Source organism: Streptomyces sp. R35 (assembly GCF_041053035.1).
Classification (GTDB): Bacteria; Actinomycetota; Actinomycetes; order Streptomycetales; family Streptomycetaceae; genus Streptomyces; species Streptomyces lutosisoli.
The window spans coordinates 5,566,983-5,587,991 of record NZ_CP163440.1 but is presented as its reverse complement, the minus strand read 5'-3'; the positions used below and the strand labels follow the sequence as shown (position 1 = coordinate 5,587,991).

The window sequence follows — 21,009 nt, the reverse complement described above, 5'->3', positions numbered from 1 at the left end:
CGCCGGCTGAGTCCGGCTTCAACAGCGTCGTGGGGCAGGAGACTTGAGGGTCTCCTGCCCCACGGCGATGTTTCACGTGGAACGTGTGACCCGCCCATCGTCAGGTCTCCCTCGTCGGCGCCGGGAGGAAGATCAACACCGGCGTCACGTCCGGATTCTTCGAGGCACTGTCGGACGCACCGGCCGCTGGCGGCCAGGACCGCTCCACTTACGGATCGGTTACTCACGGGGATCCGCGGAGGGGGAAGGCCTCTCCCGAGCCCCGCGAACCCGGGCCTCCACAGGCTCCGGGCCGCACCGCCGCATTCGGGTGCCCACACGGCGAAGCAGAAAAAGATCCCCCCTGACCGCGTTTCCGCAGGTCAGGGGGGATCTGTTTGTGTGGAGCCTAGGGGAGTCGAACCCCTGACATCTGCCATGCAAAGACAGCGCTCTACCAACTGAGCTAAGGCCCCGGAGGAGGAACACCCAGCCACAGGAATCACCTGCTGACGGGCGCCGCAGACCAGAGTACCGGGTCACCCCCGGTATCTCGCAAAAAGATTGGGGGTCCCCGTGAACGACCACTCTCCGTAAGATGCTCGACGTGGTTCGCTACAGCGAACCGCGGTATTTGGGGAAGCGATGGGGAGACGCAATGGACGCCGCACAGCAGGAAGCAACCGCGAGAGCCCGGGAGCTTCAGCGGAACTGGTACGGGGAGCCGTTGGGGGCGCTCTTCCGTAGGCTCATCGAGGATCTGGGTCTCAACCAGGCGCGTCTTGCCGGGGTGCTGGGCCTGTCCGCGCCCATGCTGTCGCAGCTGATGAGCGGTCAGCGCGCGAAGATCGGCAATCCCGCGGTGGTCCAGCGTGTACAGCTGCTGCAGGACCTGGCGGGGCAGGTCGCGGACGGCAGTGTGAGTGCTGTCGAGGCGACCGAGCGCATGGACGAGATCAAGAAGTCTCAGGGGGGTTCGGTGCTCAGCAACACCACGCAGTCGACGACCAGTTCGGGAGCGCCCACGGTCAAGCGGGTGGTCCGGGAGATCCAGTCGCTGCTGCGCTCGGTGGCAGCCGCCGGGGACATCATCGAGGCGGCGGACACTCTCGCCCCGAGCCACCCGGAGCTGGCAGAGTTCCTCCGGGTGTACGGCGCCGGCCGTACCTCTGACGCGGTCGCGCACTACCAGTCGCACCAGAGCTGAGCCGAGGACCCGGCCGCCGAGGGGGCGGCGGCCGGGTCCACCGCGCGGAAGGCACCGCAGGAGGGCCGGCGGCCGAGCCGGTCCCGGGGGAGCCGAAGGGGAGCGTCGTACGACCATGGGTGAGGTCTTCGCCGGACGGTACGAACTGGTCGACCCGATCGGACGTGGGGGAGTCGGTGCGGTCTGGCGCGCCTGGGACCACCGGCGGCGCCGGTATGTGGCGGCCAAGGTGCTGCAACAGAGCGACGCGCACGCGCTGCTGCGCTTCGTGCGGGAGCAGGCCCTGCGCATCGACCATCCGCATGTGCTCGCTCCCGCCAGCTGGGCCGCCGATGACGACAAGGTCCTGTTCACCATGGACCTGGTCGCCGGGGGCTCCCTGGTCCACCTGGTCAATGACTACGGCCCGCTGCCTCCTCCCTTCGTCTGCACCCTGCTCGACCAGCTGCTTGCGGGCGTCGCCGCCGTGCACGCCGAGGGGGTTGTGCACCGCGACATCAAGCCCGCCAACGTACTGCTCGAAGCGACCGGTACGGCCCGGCCCCGGCTGCGTCTGTCCGACTTCGGCATCGCCATGCGACTCGGCGAGCCGCGGCTGACGGAGACCAACTACGTGGTGGGAACGCCCGGTTACTTCGCGCCCGAGCAGATGATGGGCGCCGAACCGGACTTCCCCGCCGACCTGTTCGCCGTCGGTCTGGTCGCCCTCTATCTGCTGGAAGGGGCCAAGCCCGACGCCAAGGCGCTGATCGAGTACTTCGCCGACAACGGCACGCCGTCCGCTCCGCGGGGCATACCCGAGCCGCTGTGGCAGGTCGTGGCCACGCTGCTGCAGCCCGACCCTCACGCGCGGTTCCGCACCGCCACGGGTGCGCGCAAGGCGCTCGCCTCGGCCACCGAGCTGCTGCCCGAGACCGGCCCCGACGACGAACTGGTCGAGGTCTTCGACCAACTCGGGCCGCTCCCGGAGGGGTTCACCCCGGGGGGACCGCTTCGGCCCGCGCCGGGGGTGAGCACGGGGGGCTTGTCGTCCGGGGCGCATGGGACGCGTCGAGACACCACCGCTACGCAGCTCAGCCCTGACGACACACCGTCTTGGCCGGGCCCCGGCATCGGCCCACATGCCGGCCCCGATGCCGACTCCAACTCGGGCTCCAGCTCGGGATCCAGCTCGGGATCCAACCCTGTATCGACGCTTGGCTCCAGCTCTGGGTCTGGCCCTCGTCCTAGCTCTGGGCCCGCCTCCAGTTCCGGTCCGGGGCTCGGCTCCAACCCCGTCTCGATGCCTGGCTCCGGCTCCGGCTCCGGCTCCGGGCCATGGCGTCACGGCTCGGGCTCCGGGCCATGGCGTCACGGCTCGGGCGCGTTGTCTCAGGAGGCCGATTCCGTCGGTGTCTGGGCGGGGTCCGGCACCAATGGCGTACGACCGGAGCCCGTTACCGGTCACGCAGGCCCCGAGCCCGGCGCCCGGCAGGTACGACCCGAGCCCGGCGCCAATCACGTAGGACCGGAGCCCGGCGCCAATGGCGTACAGCCGGAGTCCGTCCCCAGCAACGTACGGCCGAAGCCCGCTCCCGACGGCGCACCACAGCAACCCGCCCCCGACGCCATCCCCCCGCAGCCGTCCACCATGTCGGACACGGGCAGCTTCCACCTCCCGCCACCGCAGCTGAGCGCTCCCGACGCGCAGCCGCAGTCCGGGCCCCAACCACAGCCCGAGCCCCAGCCCCCACGGCAATCGCAGCCACATCCTCAACCACAGCAGGCATGGCACGAGACGCAGCAGTTCCCCACGCCCCTCCATCCGCGGCACCTGCCCGTACAGCCGCCCACTCCCCCCACATCGCTCGTGCTTCCGGCGCCAACTCCCCCTTACGCTCAGCCTTTCGACCCCACCCCGACTCCCACGCCCACGCAAGTGCCCTCCCCCCATTTGCCTGTGGCCCCGCCCGCGTACGCCTCTACTGCTTCATACACCGCTCGGTCCCCGCAGGTTCCGTCACAGGCGGGAGCAGTTCCGGAGCGCCGTGGAAGGCGCGCGCGGCCTCGCCCCGGGCCGCCCGCGAAGGTGGCTGTCCCGGTGCTGCTTCTCGCGCTGGCCTGCTTCGCCGTGGGTTTCTGGGCGCTGAGCCGGATCTGAGCGGGGCGGCGCGCCCTACCAGCCCCGCGGAGCCCCGCGCTCCCACGGCGCCGGGGTCTGCATCTGAGTCTGGGGCTGGGGCTGCGTCTGCACAGGAGCCGAAGCCGTGTCCGCGTCCTCCGGCGCCACCCGGGCCCGTCTCCGCGCGACCACCCTCCACACCCCGAGCGCCAGCACCAGCACGCTCCCCGTGCCGATTCCGCCGGCGGCGACCAGCTTCATCGTGCCGCTGCTGTCGCCGCCGGCACCGTCTCCGGTACCGGTCGAACCGCCCACCGTGCCGTCGGCCGTGGCGTCGGAGTCCTCCGCCGGGACGTCGAAGGCGTCGCGTGGCGCTGCCTGCCCCGCGTAGGCGGGACCTGTCTGCGCCGTCCCGTCCACGCGCACGCGCAGCGTCAGCCCGAACGGTCCGTCGCCGATCTTGTCGGCGACCTGCGCGGCGAGGTGGACGACGAGGTAGTACGAGCCCGCGAACCGCATTCCGCTCACGCGGTCGTTGAATGCGTATCGGTTCTCGTACGCGACGGGCGGCAGTGGATCGAGTGCGGCCGAGCGCTGGCCGCCGTCGTAGCCGGCGCCGATGTCGTCGACGAAGCCGCGTACGGGGTTGTAGAGGGACATGACGAGAGCGGTGCCGACATTGCCGCCGTTGCTATGGCTCGAACTGCCCAGGTCGGCGGTGGCGTAGAGCTGTTGCCCCCAGTCGACCGGCACTTTGTAGAAGAGCGTCTGCCCGGGGCTGATCCAGTCCTGCCAGATGCCCTGCCGCAGTGAGGTCGCCGTGGTGAAGCCCGTGCCGCCCTTGCGGCGTTTCGGGCTCCCGGCGAGGGCGTCGGGCGACGCGGAGTTCCAGGCCTCGGGCGCGCTCGTCGGACCGGCCGCCTTCTTCAGGCTGGGCTCCGACACATAGCTGAGTTCCAGGTCCCAGTCGCCGGACGAGGATCCCGTCGTACCGCTGCGTGTGACGACCACGTAGTACGTCCCTGCCGTCTGGCAGGCGTACTGGTTGCCGCTCGTTTCGCGTGACGCCCAGGCGGCGATGGGGTGGGGGCTCTGGGTGGCGCCGAAGTGGGTGGTTCCGGAGAAGGAGCAGTTGCGGCTGTTGCCGTCCTGCACGGACACCTTGACGCCGTCCGAGTAGGAGACCGTCGTACCCGGCCTGGGGACGGCGGTGGCGGAGACGTAGGCGTTGGACGTGTCGTCGAGTTCGAGGCGGTAGTAGAGCTTGGCGTCCCTGCCTATGGAGCTCCTGTAGGTCTTGCCCGGCGCAAGTTGTTCGGCGTCGGTGGTGTCCGCGGTGCCCTTGACGGTCGTGGCGTCCTCGGCGAAGGCGTACGGCGTTGGTGTCGCGGCCGCCGTCGTCTGTGCTCCGGCGGCGGCAGTCGTCTGCGTTCTGGCGGCCGCGGCGGCCTGCCCCGTCGACCCGATCGTCGCGCACACCGCCACTGCCACCGCCGCTGCTGCCGCTGTGAACGCCCGGTTGTGCCACGCCATCGCACGCCGCCCCACCGTGCGCCGCCCCATCACGCGCCACCCCTCGTCGTAGCCCCGGACCGTGGCCCATCCTGCCCCGCCAGTCACCGCGCTACCCGTGCTATCCACAGGAGCGGCCGAAAGGGCTCGTCCGGACGGACATCAACTTTGCCGGGGCAATCAATCAATTCGCTCAAGCGAATTGAGCGAGCCCCGAAGAGAGTCCCAGACAGAGCCACGAACAGAGGCACGAACAGAGCCGCACCCAAGGCCCCGGACAAGGCCCTGGACAACACAAAACCCCGACCGCGATGGCGGCCGGGGTCTGCTCTGAGACTGTTGTCGATACTCACGAACCCGTGGGCACGGAGTCAGTCGCCTCCGTCCACAGATCCTGCTCGGCGCGATCCGCCTGGATCTGGCGGTACACGAGGAGCCCGCCGATGGCGGCCAGTGCGACCAGGAGAAGCTTCTTCACCGCGCGACCTCGTCTTTCGTTGACGTAGGGGACCTCTGGCGCCCGACTATACACACCGACCGATATCGATCGGTGACCTGGATCGGCCCTCAACTCCCGCCCGGTACGCAGTAGTAGAACCGGATGCGATCGCTCCGGCCGGAGGGTGATCAGACCTCACAGACGGTGACTTTCACCACGATCTCCGACTTTTCGGGGCTCTTGCGGCCATCCGGGTGGTGTTCATCTGAACATCGACGCGCCACGGGCGTCGGTCCACCACTTCGCGGCCCGCATACACATCATGAGGAAAGTACGCAAATCGCCTGACCCGAAAGTGAGGGGCCATGACCCAGAACAAGGTCATGAAGCTGTGGACCGCCATCGTCACCGCCTTCCTGGCGCTGTGCACGACGCTCGGACTCATCACGACCACCGCGGCCGCGGCCGTACCGCAGGCCGGGGCGCCCCGCAACAGCACGGCGACCTCCGTGGCGGTGCCGGCGATGTCCTACTGGACCTGGTCCTACAACCGGGCCCTGCCCCCCACGATGAAGCAACGCATCCGCGCCGAGGCCCACGGTTCCTCACCGAACTGCCGCCACCGCCCGCCGGCCGACGACGCCACGGCGGACCCCGCCACCCTCTGCGAGTCCGAGACCGTCACGGAGCCCGACACGGCGCTCCAGAACTGAGCGATACGGCGTCGTCCCCAGCCCCCTCCAAGATGCCCTGACGTAGCGGCGAACTTGCGTACGAAGCAGCCCAGGGCGAAGGCCCGGCAACTCATCCGAGTTGCCGGGCCTTCGGCGTTCTGCCCGGTTGCCATAACTAGCTCACGGCAAGGAGAGGGGCCCATAAGGCACCTGCGAGGACGGGAATGGTGTACGCGATGAACACCGCTGCCTTTGGCCCGCGGATGTGCACGGCGGTGTGAGTCTCAGCGAAGTCGGGCACGAGAGCGACGAGCCGCCTTAGGAGAGCGCCGGTATACCGGATCTGCCGGTGCCCCACATAGAGCCATATGACAGCAATGGCTATCCCAAAAGCCGCGATGACACGTGTTCGCTCCTCCGCCTCCACTCGTCAAGACCTCTTTAGGAGTCGTAGGCTGAGGTGTGAGTTGTTGGCTCGCTGACGTGTCGGCTCGCTGACACGTCAGGCCCCACATGACGGATCGGTGAGGACCAGTGCCAAAGGCGTACGAAGTGATCGCGGACGACCTCCGCCGGTCCATCCGGGAGGGCAGGCGCAGGCCCGGCGACAAGCTGCCGTCGGAAACCGATCTGGCGGGCCACTACAAGCGGAGCGTGCCGACCGTTCAGAGCGCACTCCGGGTCCTGAACGAAGAAGGGCTGATCGACAAGCAGCACGGCCGCGGCAACTTCGTCCGTCGCCCCCGCACGATGGCGCGACGCTCGAACCTCCGGCATCAGTGGGAGAAAAACCGGGCTCGCCAGTCGGTGGAGGAGCGGGCGCAGACCGGTGCCACTGAGCATGACACCGGTCTTGAGCTGGAAGACCTCGTCTTCTACGCGTCGTACCGCGAGATCAAGGCGGACGGGGACATCGCGGCGGTCATGGGCGTCCCTGAGGGAACGGCGCTGGTCGAGCGCACTTATCGGACGCGGTACGCCGCGGAGACCGCGCCCTTCAGCCTGGTGACCTCCTACCTCGTCCGCGACATGGTCGCGGAGAATCCCGACCTCCTGGACGAGACCAAGGAGCCGTGGCCAGGGGGCTCGCAGAACCAGCTCTACACCGTCGGCATTGAAGTGGACCGCATCGAGGAGCGCGTCACCGCCCGGCCACCGACGCCGGAAGAGGCGGCGGAACTGGAGCTGCCGCGCGGGACCTCGGTGCTCGCCCTCCGGAAGACCTCGTACGACGTCAATGACCGCGTTGTGGATCTTTCCGACATCATCCTGCCCGGTGACCGCACCGAGCTGCTCTTCACCACTTCCCTGGAAAGGTGGTGAGTGCTGCCGTGCGCCGGCGCATCATCATCGTCACCGCTGTCCACGGCCCCTCGGCCAAGTTCCTGCCGGAGGCCTACAAGTCACTGTGCGAACAGGAGCTTCCGGACGGCTGGGAGTGGCACTGGGTCATCCAGGAGGACGGGAAGACGGACGACGTCACCCCGTACGTCCCCGCCGACGAGCGCGTCACCTTCCGGCAGGGCCGGCCGGGGGGCCCGGGTGTCGCCCGGACCGTCGCTCTCGCCCATGCCGACGGCGAGTACATCAAGGTGCTGGACGCCGACGACCAGCTCGCTCCCGGCACGCTCGCGCGCGACCTGGCCGCACTTGAGAATGACCGCACTGTCGGATGGGCCACGTCGCGAGTCCTGGACTTCATGCCCGACGGCTCCACGGTCGGCTTCCCGGGCGACCCCGACAACGGTCCGATCGAGCGCGGAGTCGTGCTCGACTACTGGAAGGCGAATGGTTTCCGCGCCCAGGTCCACCCGGCGACGCTCTTCGTGCGGCGTGACCTCCTGCTCGCTCTTGGCGGCTGGATGGCGCTTCCCGCCTCGGAAGACACTGGCCTGCTGCTCGCGCTGAACTCAGTGAGCCGCGGGTGGTTCTCCGAGGAGGTGGGGCTCCTCTACCGGAAGTGGGAGGGGCAGGCCACCGGCCAGGCATCGCACATCGAACCCGCCGAGCGCGACGCACGCATGGCGGTCGTGGAGGCCAGGTCACGAGCGCTCGCGTACTTCGAGTGGCACTACCCGACCACGGACTGACCGGCACCTCGTAGACGATCTCGCAGACAGCTGCGGGAGTGGGTGACCGTGACTCCGATTTCGGCCATGCGGTCGACGACGCCCTTTCCCGCGTAGGGTCCGCTTCCGGCAGCACGACGAGCGTGCGAGGGTGCGGCTCTTTCGCGTGTGTCACCGCGGTCGCCCGGCCTTCACCGGGCAGGCGTACCGCCCCGGTCGCCCTTTGCCTTGCTGCCGCCCACCCGCTCCACGAGCGGCTCCAGCACGAGCCCGACCGTGGCCACTGCGACCGCCGGCAGGACGGAGTGGGCGTGAACCCCCGGCGTCCACTCCAGCAGCATCACGCCGACGAGGAACGCCGACAGCCACCCGAAGGCTGCGTCCGACAGCCGGGCAATGGCGGGTGAGGGCGTGAACGTGACGCGCACGAGCCGCCGTGCCGGCACCGTGATCGCCATGGCGATCACAGAGCACGGAGCCAGGAGCAGCAGCGCCCAGAACACCGGAGCGAGTCCGTCGAGCTCGACCGCTCCGGGGAACACGGTCGCCGTGACGAGCAGGACGAGCAGGAACAGCAGGCCCACGAGCGCGGCCACCAGCAGGACCAGCCCGCCGACGACAGCTCGGGCAAGCCGCTTCTCTCCGGGGGTCGACGGTTCGTCGTCCACGTTGTTGCTCTCGCCCTCCGGTACGGATCGTGCTTCCACGTCGAGCACCGCCTCCCGTTCGTCCCTCGGTTCCTGTTCGCGGGGCGCCGGTCGCGATGGTCGGGCGGCGCCACCGGGCCACGCCACGGCGGTTACGCCGCGATAAGGATGATCGCCTTGGCGAGGTCGAGCGCCACGTCGTACGGCAGTCCCGCCCTCACCAGAGCCAGGGTCAGCGCGTGCTCGCCCCAGTTCTCAACGGCCTCGATCGCGTCGGCGATCTTGTTGCCGTACCTGGAGGCATACCTGCCTGCCTTCGGCGACACGTGCTTGAGCACCTTGCCCATCCACACGCCGCCGTGCCGGAAGCCGGCCACGACCAGTTTGCGGACGATGGTGCTCCAGCCGAACCCCTGCCTCGGCTTGGCTGCCGCCTTGCCCTCCAGGGAATGTGCGTAAGCCTCGAACTGGGTGATCTCGGCCGTGTCCGCACCGCCGTCGGCCTCGATCCGCTGGATGAGGTCGCGCACGTCAGCGGCGGTGAACGCCAGCTCCGACGCGTCGGCCGTGTCGGCCGCATCGGCCTTGAACACGGGCTGAGTGGCGGTCAAACCGGAGTTCTGAGCCTCCGTCGCCTCCGCCAGCGGAGCCGCCACCCCCAATGCCATCGCTGCGGCGGCCACTACAGCGGCTGCCTTGAGTCCGCTTCCCCCGCGGTTGGTCCCCGTAGCCGGACGGCGCATGGCTATCGACGATCTCACGTCGTTGTTCCCCTCGTGTTGTGCTGTTGTGCGCTGTTGGTCAGACAGACATGCCGCGGGCTTCTCGCCCTCTCGGACCGCTGGTCAGACGGAGCCAAGGCGGGCAGCCGCAGCAAGACGATCTTGCAGACCGGCAGGCGGCCATCACAACGAAGTTGAGGAAGAACTGAGGGTAATTGATCACTTAGGTGAATATTTCACGACTCTCCACCGGCCTCGGTGTGCGTCTTACGACAGTGCCGCCTACCGAGCGTGAGAAGTTATCCCCTCAGGGAAGGGTCTCCGCGTCCACCCGAGAGAAGATCAAGTCGCTTTCGACGGTGACCGGCTCCCGCAACCGGACCGGCGCAAGGAGCTCACCGCTCAACGCGGGCGGATAGCTCTCGGGTGCGTAGTCGTTGGCCAACCGGTAGGCGTAAAAGCCTGCGTCGGCCATCGTCTTCATCAGTTCCTCGGCTGAGTCGCCGAGTTGAGCCATACGGTCGGGGGTCACCTCGACGGTGATCTCCGCATCGGGCCGAAGCTTGTCCAGTACGGGCGCGAGGCCCCGGACGACGCTCCCCTCCGCGCCTTCGACATCGATCTTGATCACGCGGGCGTTCGCGATCTCCGAGGGATCCAGCAGTTCCGGCAGCGGGCAGGCCTCGATCTGGAACGTGGACTCGGCCGGACCGTCGTACGGAACGATGCTGTTCGCGCCCATGTTGCGCGAGCTGGCGAGCACGAACGTCAACGTCCTGTGACTGTCCGACACGGCGGCGTTGATCGCACGGATGTTGTGGCACTCATTGAGACGGGCCTGCTGCAGCAGCCGCTGGTGGAAGACCGGCGAGGCCTCGATCGACACCACCTGGCCCTCATCGCCGACGAGCTGTGAGGCGAGGACGCTGAAGACACCGATGTTGGCGCCGACGTCGATGAAGCCGTCCCCGGGCTTCAGCCGGCTCTGGAGCCAGTTCGTCATGTTCGGCTCCCACACGCCGAACAGGTACAGATACCGCTGGATCAGGTCCTGCGTGTCGACGGCGAAGCGGGCGCCGGACCGCGTCTCAACGACACGTCGACGAGGGTGCTCGCGGAGGTGCGGATTCAGGTAGTGCTTGGCCAGCGGCGCCTTGCCGAGCGGGCCCGGGGCATCACGCACGTACCGGCGGCCGAGGGTGACCAAGGCCTCTGAAATGGGGTTGCTCATCCGATTGCCTCTCCGCCGGCTCCAGCGAAACCGTAGCGTGCGGTCTCTTCCGGTTCCCACCGATGCCAGGTTTCGCCGAGGGGGAGGAACGCGCGGAGCTCGGGGGCTTGGACGGTGCGCAGAGCCCTCGACACCGCGTAGCCGCTTGGCCAGCGGCCTCCGCCTCACCAAGATGATCGCGTCGGCCTTGCGCTTCGACCTCTCGGGTGGCCCCCGTCCCTCACCGGGGCAGCAGCCTTCCGGCGTGCCCGTCGGTCGTGCTACTCGCTGAAACGAATCGCTTGGGACGGGCACCAGTCAGCCGCTTCTTGTACCTCGGGCTCGTCTCCGGCGCCCTCACGACCGGGCAGGACGGTGCCGTATCCGTCCACCAGGGCGAAGACGGTCGGAACCCTGATGCCGCAGTCACCGGAGCCGTAGCAAACGTCGGGGTCCACGGATACCTTCATGCGCACTCCAGCCACGAAGAGAACACCGGCCCCCTGAAGCGGGTCGGTGAGCGGATCAGGCCTGTCGGCCTTCACGACCTGCCTGCCCGCCAGGCAGTGCCCTCAATCGACCGTCCCCGGCAACTGCCCCTGCTTCTACTTCCCTTGATCGAAGGCCAGCTCCAGCATCCGAATGGCGTTCCCCCGCAGCAGCTTGTACGCCACATCGTCGGGGAGGCCCGCCACATGGTCTGCCGCCACCTGCTTCGTGTGGGGGAAGGTCGAGTCGACGTGCGGGTAGTCGGTCTCGAAGGTCGCGTTGTTCACGCCCACCGTCTCGATGGCCTCGATGCCGTGCTTGTCGCGGAAGAAGCAGCAGAAGATCTGCCGGTAGTAGTAGGTCGACGGCGGATCCGGGATCAGATCCCTGACTCCGCCCCACGCCCGATGCTCCTCCCACACATCGTCGGCGCGCTCCAGGGCGTACGGGATCCAGCCCATCTGCCCCTCGCTGTACGCCAACTTGAGGCGCGGGAACTTCACCAGGACCCCGGAGAACAGGAAGTCCATCATCGAAGCCATGGCGTTGTTGAAGCTCAGCGCCGCCTGGACGGCGGGCGGGGCGTCCGGCGACGCCGCCGGCATCTGCGACGACGATCCGATGTGCATGTTGACCACCGTCCCGGTCTCCTCGCACACCGCGAAGAACGGGTCCCAGTAGCCGGAGTGGATCGACGGAAGCCCCAGGTACGTCGGGATCTCGCTGAAGGTCACGGCCCGCACGCCGCGGGCCGCGTTGCGCCGGATCTCCGCAACGGCGAGGTCGATGTCCCACAGAGGAATCAGGCACAGCGGGATGAGCCGCCCTCCGCTGTCGCCGCACCACTCCTCGACCATCCAGTCGTTGTAGGCACGGACGCACGCGAGCGCGACCTCCTTGTCCTTGGCCTCCGCGAAGGTCTGCCCGCAGAACCGCGGAAACGTCGGGAAGCAGAGCGAGGCCTCCACGTGGTTGAGGTCCATGTCCGCCAGCCGGGCCTTCGGGTCCCAGCAGCCACGCCGCATCTGTTCGCGCGTGATGCCGTCGAGGGTCATCTCGTCACGGGAGAACCCGACGGCCGCGATGATGCGCTTGTACGGGAAGACCTCGCCCTCGTACCTCCACCAGTCCGTGACCTGACCGTTCGGGTCCGTGGTGAACCGGTACTTCCCGCCGATGTACTGGAGGTCGCCGATCCCGGCAGTGAAGGGCTTCGGCCCTTTGTCGCGGTACTTACGCGGAAGCCACGTCTCGAAGAGGTGCGCAGGCTCGATCACGTGATCGTCCACGCTGATGACCCTGGGCAGATCCCTGGTGCCGCTCTCGGTGCTGACCACGACTTACCCCCTACTGCCTGCCGATTCTCCATGAATTATCTGACGACCCATCAGATTCAGGCTAGAGGTCCACTCCCCTGACAGCAAGAGCGAACAGCACCCCGACCCCTTGCGCTCCGGAACGCCGTCCGGTGAACTGACGCTCCATCAGATTCATGTCGGAGGGTGTCCTGGCATGCAGACGGTTTGGCTCAGCGGCGCCGAGTGGTTCGCAGTCCTCCGCATCGGCCTGGGCCTGTGGTGGCTGGAGAGCTGGCGCCACAAGGACAAGAAGGACTGGTTCACGGGAGGCGGCATCATGTGGGCAGGGGGAGTCGCTGCCAAGCACCGATGGCCCTTCGTACGGCTCGGCTTCGACCGCATAGTCAAGCCGAGGCCCCGGCTGATGGCCTACGTGGTTGCCTACGCGGAACTGGCCCTCGGCCTCGGCCTCATCGCCGGCTTCCTCACACCGATCGCTCTCGTCGGCGGGCTGGCGCTCAATCTGATCTACCTCGTGCTGATGATTCACGACTGGGCCGAGCAGGGACAGAACTTGATGATGGCCCTGATCTCGCTGGTCACCCTGTTCGCCATGGGCTGGCAGTCGTGGTCGCTCGACGCTGCGTTGGGGCTCTTCGTATAGCGCGGCCCAGTGGCGGCACGCGAGCGTGAGCACGCTGGGCGGCGACGCTGAAACAGGGGGGTGTCACAGCGGTCACAGCGTCACGGTGATCACCGTGACCTCGACAAACATGCCGCGCCAAGCCACGACAAGCCATGACACCCCGGTTTCAACAGTTCCCTTCGCCCATTCGACGGACTGATGGGACGAACCACTGGACGAACTAGCTGTACGAACCAGCTGGACGAACTACTGAGCCGCAGCCGTCGCCGCGCGCGCCCGAGCGCGGAAGGCCTCCAGCTTGTCGACCGGCTCTGTCAGCTGCCTGCTGCGAGAGCGGATGCTGACGTCGTGTCCCTCGGCCGCCTTCCACAGCGCGCCGACCGTGGCCTGTTCGCGCGGGATGTGGGCGAAGGGGTCGAAGGAGTACCAGCGCATCGCGTTCTCGTGGGTCATCTTCCGGGCGTCCGAGTCCGAGACGGAGCAGCTCTCCAGCACGTTGTGGAGTTGTTCCGGCGCGTCCGGCCACAGGGAATCGCTGTGCGGGTAGTCGCCCTCCCAGGCGATGTTGTCGATGCCGATGTCGCGCCGGAGCTTCACCCCCAGCGAATCGGTGATGAAGCAGGTGAGGAAGTGCTCGCGGAACACCTCGGACGGCAGCTTGCCGCCGAAGTCCTGGAGGGTCCAGGTCGAGTGCATCTCGAAGGTCCGGTCCACCCGCTCCAGGAAGTACGGGATCCAGCCCGTGCCACCCTCCGAGAGGGCGATCTTCAGGTCGGGGAAGTCCTTGACCGGGCGGGACCACAGCAGGTCCGCCGCGGCCGAGACGAGGTTCATCGGCTGGAGCGTGATCATCACGTCGGGCGGTGAGTCGACGGCCGGGATGGCGAGCCGGCCGGAGGAGCCGATGTGGACCGACATGACGGTGTCCGTGTCGGACAGCGCCCGCCACAGCGGGTTCCAGTACTCGTGGTGGAAGCTCGGGTAGCCGAGGACCGCGGGGTTCTCGGTGAAGGTGAGTGAGTGGCAGCCCTTGGCGGCCACCCGGCGGACCTCGGCCTCGCACAGTTCGGCGTCCCAGATGGCGGGGAGGGCCATGGGGATGAACCGTCCGGGGTAGGCGGCGCACCACTCGTCGATGTGCCAGTCGTTGTAGGCCCGGACAAGCGCGAGCGAGAAGTCGGAGTGTCCTCGGTGGCGAACATCCTGGCCGAGAAGCCGGGGAAGGACGGGAAGTTCATCTGGGCGAGTACCCCGCCCGCGTTCATGTCCTTGATGCGCTCGTGGACGTCGTAGCAACCGGGCCGGATCTCGTCCATGCCCTGCGGATCCAGGCCGTACTCCTACTTGGGCCGCCCGGCGACCGCGTTGAGCGCGGCGTTGCCGACGGTGTTGTCGCGGAACTGCCACACGTCACTGCCGTCCTCACGGTGGACCAGCCGCGGCGCCTCGTCCTGGTACCGCTGTGGCAGGTGGTTCACGAAGATGTCCGGCGGTTCGATGATGTGGTCGTCCACGCTGATCAGGATCAAATCGTCCCGCTGCATGTCGGTCCCTTCAGTCTGACGCGGGCAGCACCTTGGCCACCTTGAGGGTCGTCGGAACGCCGTCACAGCCCGGGAACCTTGAGCTCGACGCCCCTACGAGGCACTCGCCCCAGCTCAGCGAGTCCCCTCCCGCACCATGCCGAATCCACGCTCTCTCTAAGCGGAAACTACATTCTCCTCATGCGGGAATCAAGAATCCGAACCGAACGATCTCCACGTTCCACGCTCCTCCACGCTCCACGAGGCAGCACGGCCGCTGCACCTGGCTCAGCGCAGAGCGACAGGTGGTCGCGCGGCGGCTCGCTCGAGCTTGCCGATCACCCCGTGACGCCCCCTGTTTCAGCATCTTGTGGACCCCGGACCGCCAGCACTCGTAAGATCATCCAGCCATCTTTAGGAGTCATGGCTGGGGGACGAGTTGAGTACCGGCGAGCAGCTCGTCACCATCGCCGCAGTACTCCTCGGTGCGCTGATGACGCACGTCACCAACTACCTGATGGAGAGAAGCCGGAACCGGTACCAGCTCCTGACCCGGTGGGACGACAAGAAGATCGACGCGTACGGGGATTACGTGGACGCCGTGAAGGCGAGGATCGCCATGTCCGTCCGGCTGTACGAGTCGAGAGAGGGCCTGTCCGGGAGCGAAAGGTCCGAGCACGACTTGCGTGAGGACCTGTCGGAAGCCAGTCGGGCATGGGGTGGCGCCTTCGAACGCGTCATGCTGCTCGGCGGCGATGACGCCATCGAGGCGGGGCATGAGCTGAACACCGTGGTCGCGGAGATCGTCTGGCAGGCCACAGGCAAGATCGGCGGAAGCCTGGACAGCTGGCGCCAGCGCAACCGAACGGCGTTCCGCGCGATCAACGCCTTCCACGAGGCTGCTCGGCAAGACCTCGGCATCCAGGGAAGCGTCACGGGCGAGCGGCACCCCGAGAGGGATCTCTTGCTCCCACCCTCGCGCCAGACGTCCGACGACGACTGATCGCCCAACGCCGGCGAAGGCCCTCGCCGGTTCCGCCGCACAATCTCTGGCCTCTTCACGCCCGACGTGCCACTCTGCCAGCCGCTCGCTGTTGGCCCCTGCCGTCCGCCGGGCCCAGGGCCGACGAGGGGACCGATCAGGAAGCGATCCTCCTGACCGAAGAGGAGACAGAGATGAGTGACCCCGACGGCAATGAGCACCTGAGCTCCGCGCAGGCCGGAGTGCCTCAGCCCCCGGAGGCGGCAGAGGACACCACTGAGCAGAAGCTCAGGGTGAGCCACGCCGCACGTACCCGAAGCGCCGCGTCCCGAGCCGCGGCCATCTGTCATTACATCGGGCAGCACAGCTCCGACGAGAAGCACGAAGGTGGAACGGCAGACGAGCAGATCTCCTGGAAGTCCGCCCACGCCGCTCGCGTAGCCGCTCAAGCAGTCGCCGTCCTCGCTGAGAGTTCCCCCGCCCCCGCAGCGGACTCACGGTGCGCCAGGAACGCCTCCGCCTCCGCTGCCCAAGCCGCCCAGATGGGCCAGCTCCACGACAGCTCCAGCGAGCTGTCCGTTGCCGCCTGTCGCGCCGCTCTCACGGCATCCCAGGCCGCCGCAGCAGCTGCGGGGGCAGGAGGTTCGGGCGAGAACGAGACGCTCAACGCCAAGGCGGACGCAGCCGAGGCGGACGCCGTCGCCGCCGCCAGGAAGGCGGGATGGATGCTGCCGGGCCAAGACCTTCCTGAGGTGTCGACGGGCATCCGGAGCCCTGATCTCATGTCGATGCTGCACCTGTGACGGTGCCGCCCGCCGCGTACCGGGATGCACTCGCTACTCGCTCCACACACCGCACCGTTCGGTACCGGTCCCTCCCCTCGTGGGGACCGGTACCGAACGGTGCGGGCGGAGTCGATCCGCGCCGTGTCGGCGTGCCGGCACGGATCGAGTAGAGGTCGGACCCGCGATCGATGCGATTACGGTCCTGATGGCACCGGCTCCACGGATTGCTCAGGCTCACACGCCGAGACCGTCGCCGCCGTCTCGTAACTCCAGCGGAAGCTGACCGAAAACATGCGGCGTCATAAGTTGTCTCTCCGAGCGCTGAGCTGGTGGCCCGTCCGGACGTAGCGTGGTTGATTCGCTACTGCGTCGAGATCCTGCCAGCTGTGACTCACGCCGAGAAGATTCCGGTACCGGACCGACGACTTCACCGCAGGTCAGCCATATAAGGTGAGTTTTCCGGTCCGGATCCAGGTGTGGGGGAAGTTAAGGGGTGGAGGCCTTGAGTTCCGACTCAGGGGCACGCACAGCCTTCGCGGAACGTCTCGCGCTGCTGTACAAGGAGGCCGGCAACCCTCCCCTCAAGAGCGTGGCCGAGGCGATCGTCCGGCTTCATCGGGTCGACGAGCGAGGGCGTCCCGTACGGGTGTCCGTTCAGCGGATCAGCGACTGGCGACGGGCCAAGAACGTGCCTGCCCAGTTCGCCGCACTCGCAGCGGTGCTACAGGTCCTGATCCCCGAAGCACGTCGCTTGCGCCCCGCCCCGGTGTCCCCGGGCCTTTACGACCTGGCCCAGTGGCAGCGGCTATGGGAGCGCGCGGTCGCCGACCCGGTCGGCGACCCCCCTGCGACATCCACAGGGGAGGAAGAGAAGGAACGATCCGCGGTCGAGGCCCCCGCCCTCCCCGGTGGTGTGTGCCCGTACCTGGGGCTCGCCTCGTACCGTCAGCAAGACGCCCGGTGGTTCTTCGGCCGAGAGCGGAGCACGGATTCCCTCATCGCTCAGCTCCGCGCCGTGGAGAAGACGGGTGGCCTGGTCATGCTCGTGGGCGCCTCAGGGGCGGGAAAGTCCTCCCTGCTGAACGCCGGCCTGGTGACCGCATTGCAGAACGGCGCACTGGGGGACGAGAACAGCCGGGCGAGGGAGGTTCTGCAGCTCGTGCCGGGAGGCGATCCTCTCTCGGAGCTGACCCGCCGGATCCCCGAGCTCGCACCGCTCCTCTCTCCGGAGGAACCGACAGCCCAGGAGCCCGGCACTCCGCAATTCACGGACGCGGTGAGGGAAGCCGTCACGGCATGGGCGAAACGCGAGACATCCTCCGCCGCTCGTCCGGTCGTCATCGTGGACCAGTTCGAGGAAGCGTTCACCCTCAGCTCCGACGAAGCGAACAAGCGCACCTTCATCCAGCTCCTCCACGCCGCATGCTCGCCCGCCGACACCGGTGACCCAGCCCCCGTACTCGTAGTCCTCGGCATACGCGCCGACTTCTACGAGCAATGCCTCGGATATCCCGAACTGGCCGACGCGCTGCAACACCGGCACATGGTGCTCGGACCGCTGACCAACGCGGAACTGCGCGAAGCGGTCACCGGACCGGCCAAGGCCGTGGGCCTGGAGCTCGAACCGGGGCTGGCGGAGCTGATCGTCCGGGAAGTGAGCGCCGACGGCCCCCGTGGGGCGCACGACGCGGGGGCACTGCCGCTCCTCTCCCACGCCCTGCTCGCCACCTGGCAGCGGCGGAAGGCGGGCAGGCTGACGCTGGCCGGCTACCGCGCGGCGGGCGGGATCCAAGGAGCGGTGGCGGCGACCGCCGAGCGGGCCTGGTCCGGCCTCGACCCGGCGGCGCGTACGGCCGCGAGGCTGCTCCTGCTCAGGCTGGTGCGGCTGGGTGAGGACACGCAGGCCACCCGTAGACGGGGGACGCGGCGCCAGCTGGCGGAGGAGTCGACTGATCCCAACAAGACGGAGGAGTCGCTCGAAGCGCTCGTTCGCGCCCGCTTGGTGACCCTCGACGCGGAGACCGTGGAGATCACCCATGAAGCGCTGCTCCACGCCTGGCCGCGCCTGCGCGACTGGATCGACGAGGACCGGAACGACCACCTGGTACGCCAGCAGCTGGAGGAGGACGGCAGGGCCTGGGAGGGCTCGGAGCGTGACTCCTCGCTGCTCTACCGGGGTTCCCGTCTGGAGCAGGCCCACGGCTGGGCGAAATCTGCCGGGCACACCTTCCTGACCCGCAGCGCGGTGGAGTTCCTGGCCGCTTCGGTCAGGCTGCGCAGGCGCACGGTCTGGATCAGCCGTAGTGCCGTGTCGGCTCTGGTCGTCCTGGCGGTACTCGCCGCCGGCTCGGCGGTGGTGGCGTGGCAGCAGCGGGACGACGCCGTGTTCGCGCAGGTGATCGCCGAAGCCGATCGCGTGCAGTACACGGATCCGTCGTTGTCCGCTCAACTCGACCTGGTGGCACACCGCCTGCGGTCGGACGACGAGGGCGCGAACAACCGGTTGATCTCGATCGTGAACGCACCGCTGGCCACGCCGCTTCTCGGCCACACCGGCGCCGTCTACCTCACCTCCTTCAGCCCCAACGGAAAGATCCTGGCCACCGCCAGCTACGACCGAACCGTTCGGCTGTGGGACGTGACAGACCGCACGCACCCCAAACCCCTGGGCAAGCCCCTCACCGGCCACACGAGTTGGGTGAGCACCGCGGTCTTCAGCCCGGACGGCCGGACCCTCGCCAGCGCTTCCGACGACGGCACGATCCGGCTGTGGGACGTACGGGATCCCAGCCACCCGCGTCCGCTCGGCACGCCCTTGACCGGCCATGACGGCACGATCTACCTGCTCGCCTTCAGCCCGGACGGACACACCCTGGCCGCCGCCACCGAAGATCACGTCGTGCGCCTGTGGAACGTGGGCGACCCGCGCAAGCCGAGCGCGCTCGGTGCTCTGACCGGGCAGACCGCCGCCGTACGCTCCGTGGCCTTCAGCCCCGACGGCCGGACGCTGGCAGCCGGCGGCGACGACATGACGATCAGGCTGTGGAACGTGGCCGATCCACGTCACCCGAAGCCGATCGACGCGGTGCTGACCGGCCACACGGACCTCGTGCACTCCGTGGCTTTCAGCCCCGACGGCCGCACCCTCGCCAGCGGCAGCGCGGACGACACCGTCCGGCTCTGGAACGTCGCCGACCCACGCCACGCGGCGCCGCTCGGCGCGCCGCTCACCGGCCACACCGGTCCCATATGGTCCGTTGCCTTCAGCCCCGACGGATCCATGCTCGCCGCCGCCAGCCAGGACAGTACGGCGAGCCTGTGGAACGTCAGTGATCCGGCATACCCGTCGCAGGTGGGCGAGCCGCTCGCAGGAAGCAGCGGCGAGATGTACGCCTTGGGCTTCAGCCCCGACGGCCGGACCCTCGCCACCGGGAGCGGCGACAACACGGTCCGCCTGTGGTCGATACCGACGTCGGACATGATCGGCCGCATCGGAGCGTTCCGCCAGGACGGGCGGGTGCTCGCCACGGCCGCGAGCGACGGAAGAATTCGTTTGTGGAACGTGGAGACTCCCAGCCGACCCGTATCGCTGGGCAAACCGTTCACGCCCGGGGAGGGTGAGGTGCGTGAGCCGACTTTCTCCCCCGACGGCCACACACTCGCGGTGCTGACCGGAAATCGCACAGTGCAACTGTGGAACGTCACCGACCCGGCTCGACCAGTCTCCTACGGACAGCCCATAGCCCTGCGGACACGGTTCGCGGCTGCGCTGGCCTTCAGCCCGGACGGACGCACGCTGGCAACCGCCTACGACGACCGCACCATCCAGTTGTGGAACATCAGCGCCCCATCCCGTCCGCGTCCGCTCGGCACGCCGCTCACCGGCCACAAGGGCTACGTCAACTCCCTCGTCTTCAGCCCGGACGGCCATACGCTCGCCAGCGGCAGCGCGGACGACACCATCCGGCTCTGGAACGTCACCGACCCACGCCACGCGGCACCGCTCGGCGCGCCGCTCAAGGGGCACCTCGGCCCCATCAACGCGCTCGCCTACAGTCCGGACGGCCGTACGCTCGCCAGCGGCAGCGACGACAACACGGTCCGCCTCTGGAACATCGCCGACCCCGTCAAGGCGTCCCGGCTGGGCTCCCCCCTCACGGGCCACACCGAAGCGGTCGTGTCGCTGACGTTCAGCCAGGACGGCCACACCCTGGCAAGCGGCGGCAACGACAACACGGTCCGCCTCTGGAACATCACCCACCCGTCCGAGGCCGCCCCCATCGGCCAGTCGATGAGCCCCAACGCCAAAACAGGCAATTTCCTGTCGTTCAGCCCCACCAGCCACATGCTCGGAGTATCGAGCGGCACCGACACCGTCCGACTGTGGAATCTGGACGTCGACGAGGCTATTCGTCACATTTGCTCGACCACTCGGGGCGTTCTGACCCCGGAAAAGTGGCAGGAGTACCTGCCCCGCCTCTCGTACGAGCCTCCGTGCGGTGGGTAACGGCGCCGAGCCCCGACCAGCGCCACACCTCCGAGCACTGCCACGTGATCCGGATCACAACTCCCCATCACGGCTGAGCAGTTACCTCCCCCCGCACAGACAGCCTTGTTACCCTTGGCCATAGCCCGATCGCTGGTGCATCCCCCGTCGCCAGCGGTCGGGCGTTTCTGTGTCTCGCGCCGCCTCACGAGTCCGTCATGGGCCAGGCCAACGCCCTCA

The 21,009-nt window shown here is 68.1% G+C and carries 19 protein-coding genes and 1 tRNA gene; 10 read left to right on the top strand and 10 right to left on the bottom strand.

The features are described 5' to 3' along the window. Nucleotides 1–382: 382 nt before the first annotated feature. A tRNA-Ala gene (locus AB5J50_RS25560) sits at nucleotides 383–455 on the bottom strand. Between the two features lie 182 nt (nucleotides 456–637). On the opposite strand from AB5J50_RS25560, the gene AB5J50_RS25555 reads away from it, so the two are divergent. Continuing rightward, entirely contained in the window at nucleotides 638–1,186 is a 549-nt protein-coding gene (locus AB5J50_RS25555) for a DNA-binding protein (protein WP_327430113.1), read from the top strand. A 115-nt stretch (nucleotides 1,187–1,301) separates the two neighbouring features. Beyond that, the gene (locus AB5J50_RS25550) at nucleotides 1,302–3,326 is read left to right on the top strand and encodes a protein kinase (RefSeq protein ID WP_369260631.1); all 2,025 of its coding nucleotides are present in this window, start codon (nucleotides 1,302–1,304) and stop codon (nucleotides 3,324–3,326) included. A gap of 15 nt (nucleotides 3,327–3,341) precedes the next feature. On the opposite strand, the gene AB5J50_RS25545 is transcribed toward AB5J50_RS25550, so the two are convergent. Together AB5J50_RS25545 and AB5J50_RS25540 are read right to left on the bottom strand one after the other, a co-directional pair. Next, nucleotides 3,342–4,907, bottom strand: a complete 1,566-nt coding sequence (locus AB5J50_RS25545; RefSeq protein WP_369260630.1) for a hypothetical protein — start codon at nucleotides 4,905–4,907, stop codon at nucleotides 3,342–3,344. Nucleotides 4,908–5,148: 241 nt separating this feature from the next. Continuing rightward, nucleotides 5,149–5,277, bottom strand: a complete 129-nt coding sequence (locus AB5J50_RS25540; RefSeq protein ID WP_003999697.1) for a DLW-39 family protein — start codon at nucleotides 5,275–5,277, stop codon at nucleotides 5,149–5,151. 326 nt (nucleotides 5,278–5,603) lie between these two features. Here AB5J50_RS25540 and AB5J50_RS25535 point away from each other — a divergent pair, with 326 nt between their 5' ends. From AB5J50_RS25535 to AB5J50_RS25525, 3 genes are all read left to right on the top strand, one after another. Continuing rightward, nucleotides 5,604–5,951: a DUF6344 domain-containing protein gene (locus tag AB5J50_RS25535; RefSeq protein WP_369260629.1), complete on the top strand. Its 348-nt coding sequence runs from the start codon at nucleotides 5,604–5,606 to the stop codon at nucleotides 5,949–5,951. A gap of 495 nt (nucleotides 5,952–6,446) precedes the next feature. Continuing rightward, nucleotides 6,447–7,235 (top strand): GntR family transcriptional regulator, encoded by a 789-nt coding sequence (locus tag AB5J50_RS25530; protein WP_369260628.1) that lies wholly within the window; start codon nucleotides 6,447–6,449, stop codon nucleotides 7,233–7,235. 8 nt (nucleotides 7,236–7,243) lie between these two features. Next, on the top strand, nucleotides 7,244–8,002 hold the full coding sequence (locus AB5J50_RS25525) for a glycosyltransferase family 2 protein (protein WP_369260627.1): 759 nt from the start codon (nucleotides 7,244–7,246) through the stop codon (nucleotides 8,000–8,002). 170 nt (nucleotides 8,003–8,172) lie between these two features. On the opposite strand, the gene AB5J50_RS25520 is transcribed toward AB5J50_RS25525, so the two are convergent. The 5 genes from AB5J50_RS25520 to AB5J50_RS25500 all read right to left on the bottom strand — a co-directional run bounded on the left by AB5J50_RS25520 (nucleotide 8,173) and on the right by AB5J50_RS25500 (nucleotide 12,386). Beyond that, nucleotides 8,173–8,688, bottom strand: a complete 516-nt coding sequence (locus tag AB5J50_RS25520; protein ID WP_369260626.1) for a hypothetical protein — start codon at nucleotides 8,686–8,688, stop codon at nucleotides 8,173–8,175. Nucleotides 8,689–8,780: 92 nt separating this feature from the next. Next, on the bottom strand, nucleotides 8,781–9,239 hold the full coding sequence (locus AB5J50_RS25515) for a hypothetical protein (RefSeq protein ID WP_369260625.1): 459 nt from the start codon (nucleotides 9,237–9,239) through the stop codon (nucleotides 8,781–8,783). A 418-nt stretch (nucleotides 9,240–9,657) separates the two neighbouring features. After that, on the bottom strand, nucleotides 9,658–10,581 hold the full coding sequence (locus AB5J50_RS25510; protein ID WP_369260624.1) for an FkbM family methyltransferase: 924 nt from the start codon (nucleotides 10,579–10,581) through the stop codon (nucleotides 9,658–9,660). Nucleotides 10,582–10,841: 260 nt separating this feature from the next. After that, a complete protein-coding gene (locus AB5J50_RS25505) occupies nucleotides 10,842–11,030 on the bottom strand; it encodes a ferredoxin (RefSeq protein ID WP_327430104.1) in 189 nt (62 codons plus the stop codon). A 135-nt stretch (nucleotides 11,031–11,165) separates the two neighbouring features. Continuing rightward, the gene (locus AB5J50_RS25500) at nucleotides 11,166–12,386 is read right to left on the bottom strand and encodes an amidohydrolase family protein (protein ID WP_327430103.1); all 1,221 of its coding nucleotides are present in this window, start codon (nucleotides 12,384–12,386) and stop codon (nucleotides 11,166–11,168) included. Nucleotides 12,387–12,561: 175 nt separating this feature from the next. On the opposite strand from AB5J50_RS25500, the gene AB5J50_RS25495 reads away from it, so the two are divergent. Continuing rightward, a complete protein-coding gene (locus tag AB5J50_RS25495) occupies nucleotides 12,562–13,011 on the top strand; it encodes a DoxX family protein (protein ID WP_369260623.1) in 450 nt (149 codons plus the stop codon). A 228-nt stretch (nucleotides 13,012–13,239) separates the two neighbouring features. Here the strand turns inward: AB5J50_RS25495 and AB5J50_RS25490 are convergent, their stop codons facing one another. Continuing rightward, complete coding sequence (locus tag AB5J50_RS25490; RefSeq protein WP_369265509.1) at nucleotides 13,240–14,130, bottom strand: amidohydrolase family protein; 891 nt, start codon at nucleotides 14,128–14,130, stop codon at nucleotides 13,240–13,242. Between AB5J50_RS25490 and AB5J50_RS25485 the strand changes: the two genes are divergently transcribed. Continuing rightward, nucleotides 14,131–14,286, top strand: coding sequence for a hypothetical protein (locus AB5J50_RS25485; protein ID WP_369265768.1), 156 nt, complete (start codon nucleotides 14,131–14,133; stop codon nucleotides 14,284–14,286). Nucleotides 14,287–14,333: 47 nt separating this feature from the next. Here AB5J50_RS25485 and AB5J50_RS25480 read toward each other — a convergent pair whose 3' ends face one another. Continuing rightward, nucleotides 14,334–14,537: a hypothetical protein gene (locus tag AB5J50_RS25480; RefSeq protein WP_369260622.1), complete on the bottom strand. Its 204-nt coding sequence runs from the start codon at nucleotides 14,535–14,537 to the stop codon at nucleotides 14,334–14,336. Between the two features lie 418 nt (nucleotides 14,538–14,955). On the opposite strand from AB5J50_RS25480, the gene AB5J50_RS25475 reads away from it, so the two are divergent. The 3 genes from AB5J50_RS25475 to AB5J50_RS25465 all read left to right on the top strand — a co-directional run bounded on the left by AB5J50_RS25475 (nucleotide 14,956) and on the right by AB5J50_RS25465 (nucleotide 20,790). Next, nucleotides 14,956–15,519, top strand: coding sequence for a hypothetical protein (locus tag AB5J50_RS25475; RefSeq protein ID WP_369260621.1), 564 nt, complete (start codon nucleotides 14,956–14,958; stop codon nucleotides 15,517–15,519). A gap of 173 nt (nucleotides 15,520–15,692) precedes the next feature. Next, a complete protein-coding gene (locus tag AB5J50_RS25470; protein WP_369260620.1) occupies nucleotides 15,693–16,301 on the top strand; it encodes a hypothetical protein in 609 nt (202 codons plus the stop codon). Between the two features lie 475 nt (nucleotides 16,302–16,776). After that, nucleotides 16,777–20,790, top strand: coding sequence for an AAA family ATPase (locus tag AB5J50_RS25465; RefSeq protein ID WP_369260619.1), 4,014 nt, complete (start codon nucleotides 16,777–16,779; stop codon nucleotides 20,788–20,790). Nucleotides 20,791–21,009 lie beyond the last annotated feature (219 nt).